Genomic DNA, 7,586 nt, shown 5'->3' with positions numbered 1-7,586 from the left:
TCGATGCGCGCTACGACACCTAATTTAAAGGCCAAGGTGTAATCTCGTTGTGTGCGCTTACGGCTTGAGTTAATGGGTGTTGTCATAAAGAAGTCCTCTTTATGTCAACCTATTTCCGGACGGGACAATAGATAATAAAAAGCCTCAATTTCTTGAGGCTTTTTATTTTTAGCGCTTAGCAGACTAAAACGGGATATCGTCGTCAAAATCCATTGGCGGCTCGTTAAACTGTGGTGCAGCTTGTTGAGGCGCTTGCTGCGGAGCAGCAGGCTTAGCTTGTTGCTGATAGCCACCTTGCTGAGGCGCAGCCTGTTGTTGCGGCGCTTGCTGCTGGAAACCACCTTGTTGTGCGGTAGGAGCAGCCTGTGGAGCTGCTTGCTGTTGGCCACCCCAGTTATTTTGCTGCTGTGGCGCTCCACCCATGCTTTGACCTTGACCACCGCCTTGGCGACCACCTAGCATTTGCATTACGCCATTAAAGCCTTGAACAACTACCTCTGTTGAGTAGCGGTCTTGACCATTTTGGTCTTGCCACTTACGCGTTTGTAATTGGCCTTCAATATAAACCTGTGAACCTTTTTTAAGATATTCACCAGCCACTTCGGCCAGTTTGCCAAACAACACTACGCGGTGCCATTCTGTGCGTTCTTTCTGTTCACCACTTTGCTTGTCTCTCCAGCTTTCTGAAGTAGCAATAGTAATATTGGCGACGGCCCCGCCGTTTGGCATAAAACGTACTTCAGGATCTTGTCCTAAGTTACCAACCAAAATTACTTTATTAATGCCCCGAGTGGCCATGTATATCGCTCCTATATTCTATCTGTTGTGGCGAGGAAGACCCGCTATCATACTAGGCTGCTCGCACCAAATCCAATGCTCTAGCCAATTCAAATTCTTTTGTTTTCACTTTGAGGTAAACAGTACGGTCACTCGAAATCACTACCGCTTCTACAACCCCAGGTAATACCTGCAGTTTTGCCAATAAACTCGCTGGTTGGTCGGCAGATGATATCGCCAACGAATAACTTTTTATGCCACTTTGCGCACGCATTCCTAAACTAACAACTAACCAAATAAGCAGCAAAGCAATAGCAAACAGGCTTACTCCATACGCACCTGCTGCCATATACAAGGCTCCAGCACTAGAACCGCCAATAAACGCCCCTAGAAATTGACTGGTAGAAAACACCCCTAAAGCAGCGCCTTTATTACCTGGAGGTGCTAGATTAGAAATAAGCGCAGGTAAGCTCGCTTCTAAATAATTAAAGCCGATAAAAAAAATCGCTAAAATTGCGCCTAACAACCAAATAGACGATACATCAACTAACAGTAGGGCATTAGCCAATAGCAATAAGCTAATTGCAAACAAAAAGTAACCACGTTGCTGATTACGTTTAGCGGCAATAATAAGTAACGGCACCATTAATACAAACGACACTAATACTGCAGGTAAATACACTTGCCAATGACTGGCGGCTTCTAGTCCTGCATCCACCAAACGTAGTGGCATCACCACAAATAGTGCGGTCAATACTAGGTGTAGCGTAAATACCCCCCAATCTAAACGCAGTAATTGAGGGTGTTTGAGTAGTTTGAACATTTGAGCAGAGTTAGCACTCACTTCACCACTAGGGGCTTTAGAGTGAGCATTTGGCACAGCAAATTGCACCACCAACATAGCCGCTAACGATAAACCAGCAATTAACCAAAACAACCCCGATAAACCTAGCTGTGCAGACACTATAGGCCCAAGTACTAAAGATGCAGCAAAAGATAAACCAATGCTTACCCCAATAAACGCCATCACCTTGGCACGCTGGGTCTCTCGGCTTAAGTCTGCAGCAAGTGCCATAACCGTACTCGCAATTGCCCCCATGCCTTGCAAAGCTCGCCCAATAGCAACGCCATGAATCGATTCAGCCATAGCGGCCACCACTGAGCCTAGTGCAAAAATGCTCAAACCTAAAAAGATAACCGGTTTTCTACCAATGCGGTCCGATAGCCACCCCATGGGGATTTGAAACATAGCTTGGGTTAAGCCATATGCGCCAATAGCTAAGCCAACCCAAAGAGGCGAAAAACCTTTTAACTCTTGACCATACACAGCCAAAACCGGCATTAACATAAACAAGCCAGCCATGCGCAAAGCAAACAACAGCGCAAGCGAATAAGCACCGCGTTTTTCAGTAGGATTTAAACCTTCTTCCACAGCTATAACCATAAAAAATTCGTCAATTGAGAACCGGTAATGCTAACACAGGCACTTGGCTGCAAACCAGCTTAAGATTGCCGCCTTACTATTACTTCATTCACACCAGCAGAACGGCGCATTTCAATAAATAATGTGTAATACTGGACGATTTACTGCAGCAATGATCAGGTAACAATGGACAGTATCGATATTAGAGGTGCACGCACCCACAACCTCAAGAACATTTCGCTTACCCTCCCGCGCGACAAGCTTATTGTTATTACTGGGCTCTCTGGTTCGGGGAAGTCATCGCTAGCATTTGATACCCTCTACGCCGAAGGTCAGCGCCGTTATGTAGAATCTCTTTCAGCTTATGCGCGTCAATTTTTGTCATTGATGGAAAAGCCCGATGTTGACCATATTGAAGGTTTATCTCCGGCAATCTCCATTGAACAAAAATCTACCTCGCATAATCCGCGTTCTACTGTTGGTACGATTACTGAAATTTATGATTACTTAAGATTATTGTATGCGCGAGTGGGCGAGCCACGCTGCCCGCATCACCATCAACCCTTGGCTGCACAAACCATTAGTCAAATGGTAGACAAAGTGTTTGAAGAGCCAGAGAACAGCAAACTGATGTTGCTGGCGCCCATTGTTCGAGACCGTAAAGGCGAACATGTAAAAACCCTAGAAAACCTTGCTGCTCAAGGTTTTATTCGTGCACGAATAGATGGCGAGGTCTGTGACTTAAGCGATCCTCCAGAGCTCGAGCTACATAAAAAGCATAATATTGAAGTGGTTATCGACCGTTTTAAAGTACGCGCTAGCGATGACTTATCTCAACGCTTAGCCGAGTCGTTCGAAACGGCGCTAGAACTTGCTGAAGGCACAGCCATTTTGGTGGATATGGATAGTGGTGATACCCGCCAGCTATTTTCCGCCAACTTTGCCTGTCCAGTATGTGGTTACAGCATGACAGAGCTAGAGCCTCGGATCTTTTCGTTTAATAACCCTGCAGGCGCCTGTCAAACGTGTGATGGCTTAGGTGTAGATCAGTTTTTTGATGATAACAAAGTCATCATAAATGCGAGCTTGAGCCTGTCGGGCGGGGCCATACGCGGCTGGGACAAGCGCAACTTTTATTATTATCAAATGCTTAAATCTTTAGCGGCTCACTTTGAGTTCGACTTAGAAACTGCTTTTGAAGAACTCAGTGAAAAACACCAAAAAGTCGTTTTGCATGGTTCAGGCCGTACTAGCATTGAATTTAAGTACATGAATGATCGCGGCGACGTAACCGTGCGCAAGCATCCCTTTGAAGGGATAATCCCCAATATGCGTCGCCGTTACAAAGAAACAGAGTCTAATGCTGTGCGGGAAGAACTAGCGAAGTTCATTAGTAATCAAAATTGTCCAAGCTGTAACGGTAGTCGTCTACGCGAAGAAGCCAGAAATGTGTTTATTGGCACTACCAACTTGCCAGAAGTCAGCTGTAAATCCATTGGCGAGGCCATGGAGTTTTTTGACTCACTCAGTCTGACCGGACAACGCGCCCAAATTGCCGACAAAATTCTCAAGGAAATCTGTGAACGCTTGAACTTCTTAATTAACGTTGGCCTAGACTACCTTTCATTAGATCGCAGCGCAGATACTTTATCAGGCGGTGAAGCTCAGCGCATTCGACTTGCCAGCCAAATTGGAGCGGGTCTTGTTGGCGTAATGTACGTACTTGATGAACCTTCGATTGGTTTACACCAGCGTGATAACGAAAGATTACTCGCTACCCTCAATCATCTACGAGATTTGGGCAATACTGTAATAGTGGTTGAACACGATGAAGATGCCATTCGCGCCGCCGATTATATTGTCGATATCGGTCCTGGAGCAGGTGTGCATGGTGGCGAAATTGTTGCTCAAGGTACTTATCAACAAGTCATAGACACTCCCGATTCACTCACCGGACAATATTTGTCGGGCGTTAAGGCAATAGATGTTCCCGCAAAACGGCATCCTTTAGGTAAAGACTGGTTAAAGGTACTTGGCGCAAGTGGCAATAACCTCAAAGACGTTGATCTAGCGATTCCACTAGGCTTGTTAACCTGTGTTACAGGCGTATCAGGCAGCGGAAAATCTACCTTAATTAATGACACCTTATATAAAATTGCCCAGAAAGAGCTCAACGGTGCAGCCGGTGAAGATATCGCCCCACACAAAGCTGTTGAGGGTCTAGACAAGCTCGACAAAGTCGTCGATATTGACCAGAGTCCGATTGGCCGAACACCGCGTTCTAACCCAGCAACTTACACAGGTATTTTCACACCCATTCGCGAGTTATTTGCTGCGACTCAAGAATCTCGTTCTCGCGGCTACAAACCTGGTCGATTTAGCTTTAATGTAAAAGGCGGTCGCTGTGAAGCGTGCCAAGGTGACGGCGTAATAAAAGTTGAAATGCACTTTTTACCCGACGTTTATGTTCCCTGTGATGTATGTAAAAGCAAACGCTACAACCGCGAAACACTAGAAATAAAATACAAAGGTAAAAGTATTCACCAGATCTTGGATATGACTGTTGAAGAAGCTCGCCCATTCTTTGATGCTGTACCAGCCATTGCTAGGAAATTACAAACACTGATTGATGTTGGTTTAACGTACATAAAGCTAGGCCAATCAGCGACCACCTTATCCGGCGGTGAGGCCCAACGTGTAAAACTGGCACGAGAGCTCAGCAAGCGAGACACCGGCCAAACCTTGTATATATTAGATGAGCCAACCACTGGCTTGCACTTCCACGATATTGAATTGCTATTAGAAGTTATTCACCGCTTACGCGACCACGGAAACACCATTGTAGTAATTGAACACAACTTGGATGTGGTGAAAACGGCAGACTGGGTGGTAGATCTTGGCCCTGAAGGTGGTAAAGGCGGAGGTGAAATCCTGATAGCTGGAACACCAGAAGATATAGTAAAAGAACAGCGCTCTCATACCGCTCGCTTCTTAAAGCCAATGTTAAACAAATAGTGATTGAAAGGGCACTTGATGCCCGCATTTTTCAAAGGAAATGATATGTCAGCCAAGTTGACACTAGAACGTTGTTTTATTTATGTATTTGCCGCAATGATGCTTGTTGGTATGCATTACTTCCAACATAACCAAGGTGGTACCGGCCTCGCGCTTCCATTTAACTTAGTAGTATGGATGTTCGCCTCAATGCTTATTGGTATTGGTCTTATTAAAGTTAGTACTGCAGAGCAACTACGATACAACCAACCTTTAATTGTTCTTCTCGCTGGTGTTGGCCTTCTCTGGATTCCGTTGTTTTATCCAAATGCCGAGTTCGGCGAGTTTGCCTTAGATAGACTAATCGGATTATCCGCGGGCCTTTTGCTTATTTTTGCGTTTATGCAGTTAGAACTAACACGTAAAGACTGGCACCTAATGCTGTTTCTAATTGTCGCGGGAGCCTTAATAGAAAGTGCTTACGCCTTAACTCAGATGTACCTGCTCACTGAAGGCAATTGGGTTGGCTTTAATGTCAATTCCACCCGTGCGGCCGGAATTTTTCAGCAACCCAACGTACTAGGTACCTTTGTCTTATTTGGACCTTTAGCGTCTGCATGGTTAATTTCTGAAAAAGCTATAACAACCAAAACCCAGCTTACTCTAGTGGCTGTAACCAGCTTTCTAGCAGCCTGGGTATGTTTCCTATCAGGATCAAGAACCACTACCCTCTCCTTGTTTTTAATCTTGCCGCTACTAGCTCCTTATCTATATAAAACCTCAAGAAAGAAAGAATTGAGAGTATGGTTATGCAGCATTGCTCTGGGTGTAGTAGCTTCAAGTATTCCGGAAATGCTAAGTGAATCAGTTGCACGTGACGCCATAGGTGGTGTTACCACTGCCTACCGAATCACCATGCTAGAAGTAAGCTGGGAATTATTTAAACAACAACCTTTACTTGGTTGGGGTTACGGCGGATATGATGGGGTATATCATGAAGCGCAGGCTCTGTTAAACCAGCAAAGCATTATAGATGGCTATCATTTCAATGTTGCTCACCCTCATAATGAGCTGGCTTATTGGGCCGTCGAAGGCGGAATACTTCCTATACTTGTGTTGCTGACATTGGCCGGATATTGCTTAAAACTTTGGCTTACCAAAGGCTGGCAGAAAGGTCTCTTCTACTTTGCTATTCTATTGCCAAGCTTATTGCATAGCATGACCGAGCTTCCGTTTTATCACTCATCAATACTGTGGTTTTTGTTTTGTATAGTGCTAGCTAAAACATTTATGGAAACCGGAAAAATCACCGTCATAGGTTTCCCAGCTAAATTTGCTCCAAAAATATTCGGCGTGTTGATACCATTATTCACGGTGATCTTCATGGTCTCTGGTTTACAAAGTATTAAGCTCAACAAGGACTATGAACGCACTGGCAGTGTAGATGTAATTTACTTGGAAAAAGTAAGCAATCCCTTACCAATTCAAACACGTTACGAGTTTAACGCCATGGTATTTCGACTAAAAGCAGCGATTGGTTTAGGTTTGCCAGAAGAACTACATGGCTATCTAGCATGGTCAGAGAAATTGATGCGCCGCCAAACACGTACTGAGCAATTCTATAATCATCACCTAGCCTTAACAGCTCTTAATAGGAATGATGAAGCTGACGCACTGTATCAACACGCCTTAAAGATTTACCCTGATAATCAACGAGTTTCATACCGCTATATCCATGCCTATAACTATGGTGAAGAAGCTTTAGAGGAGTATGTTAAATGGAACAACTCACTTAGCGCTGACGAATTATCACCTGAATTATTCGTACACAAAATAAATGCACTAGTACAGCTGGATAAAATCAAGCTGGCTGTTGATGCTCTTATTGCTGGGCAAACACAGTTTCCTCAAGAGTTAAATCTTAATAGTGTCCCTAGACTTAAACCTTATGTGCGTATTGAAGGCTAGCTCTAACTACTAGAGGGAGTCTATCTCCCTCTAAAAACCGCTTTATACAGCTCAGCACTAAGTCACCATAGATAACTTCCTTTAAACTAAATAAAATTACACCTATGCCGGCATGCACATTTTATTGGGCACCTCGGTGGCGATGACTTTATAGTGATTTTTACCCGACAAGGCTGGCAACCGCCGGTACTGCAATTGCTCAATCAGTTTGATTCTCGGCGAGAACCACTTTATCGCCAAAAAGACTTAGATGCTGGCGGAATTGTCGCCAAAGACCGCGAAGGCCAGCAGCGTTTCTTTCACTTAACCGGTTTAGCTGTAGGAGTCACCCGCTGGACAAGCGCAACTCAACTCAGTATCCAAGAGTTAAGTGAACGCGCCAGCCTTGCTAAGAAGCAAGCCAAAAAAAACCATTGGTCTACCT

The 7,586-nt window shown here is 44.6% G+C and carries 5 protein-coding genes and 1 pseudogene; 3 read left to right on the top strand and 3 right to left on the bottom strand.

The window, feature by feature from the left end; genetic code table 11:
* The 3 genes from FFR00_RS21435 to FFR00_RS21425 all read right to left on the bottom strand — a co-directional run.
* On the bottom strand, positions 1-86 hold an 86-nt coding region (locus FFR00_RS21435; protein WP_137672878.1), incomplete at its 3' end, for a valyl-tRNA synthetase.
* A 97-nt stretch (positions 87-183) separates the two neighbouring features.
* Complete coding sequence (locus FFR00_RS21430; protein ID WP_137675451.1) at positions 184-798, bottom strand: single-stranded DNA-binding protein; 615 nt, start codon at positions 796-798, stop codon at positions 184-186.
* Between the two features lie 52 nt (positions 799-850).
* Positions 851-2,221 (bottom strand): MFS transporter, encoded by a 1,371-nt coding sequence (locus tag FFR00_RS21425; protein WP_161985224.1) that lies wholly within the window; start codon positions 2,219-2,221, stop codon positions 851-853.
* 165 nt (positions 2,222-2,386) lie between these two features.
* On the opposite strand from FFR00_RS21425, the gene uvrA reads away from it, so the two are divergent.
* The 3 genes and pseudogenes from uvrA to FFR00_RS21410 form a co-directional block, all read left to right on the top strand.
* Positions 2,387-5,215, top strand: a complete 2,829-nt coding sequence (gene uvrA / locus FFR00_RS21420) for an excinuclease ABC subunit UvrA (protein WP_137675450.1) — start codon at positions 2,387-2,389, stop codon at positions 5,213-5,215.
* Between the two features lie 45 nt (positions 5,216-5,260).
* Positions 5,261-7,162, top strand: coding sequence for a PglL family O-oligosaccharyltransferase (locus FFR00_RS21415; RefSeq protein ID WP_161985223.1), 1,902 nt, complete (start codon positions 5,261-5,263; stop codon positions 7,160-7,162).
* A 153-nt stretch (positions 7,163-7,315) separates the two neighbouring features.
* Positions 7,316-7,586: pseudogene (locus FFR00_RS21410) on the top strand (hypothetical protein); the annotation flags it as partial.

It is taken from the genome of Agarivorans sp. Toyoura001 (genome assembly GCF_005405585.1).
Lineage (GTDB): Bacteria > Pseudomonadota > Gammaproteobacteria > Enterobacterales > Celerinatantimonadaceae > Agarivorans.
Note: the sequence above shows the minus strand (reverse complement) of the source record. Positions and strands in the feature narration are given on the sequence as shown.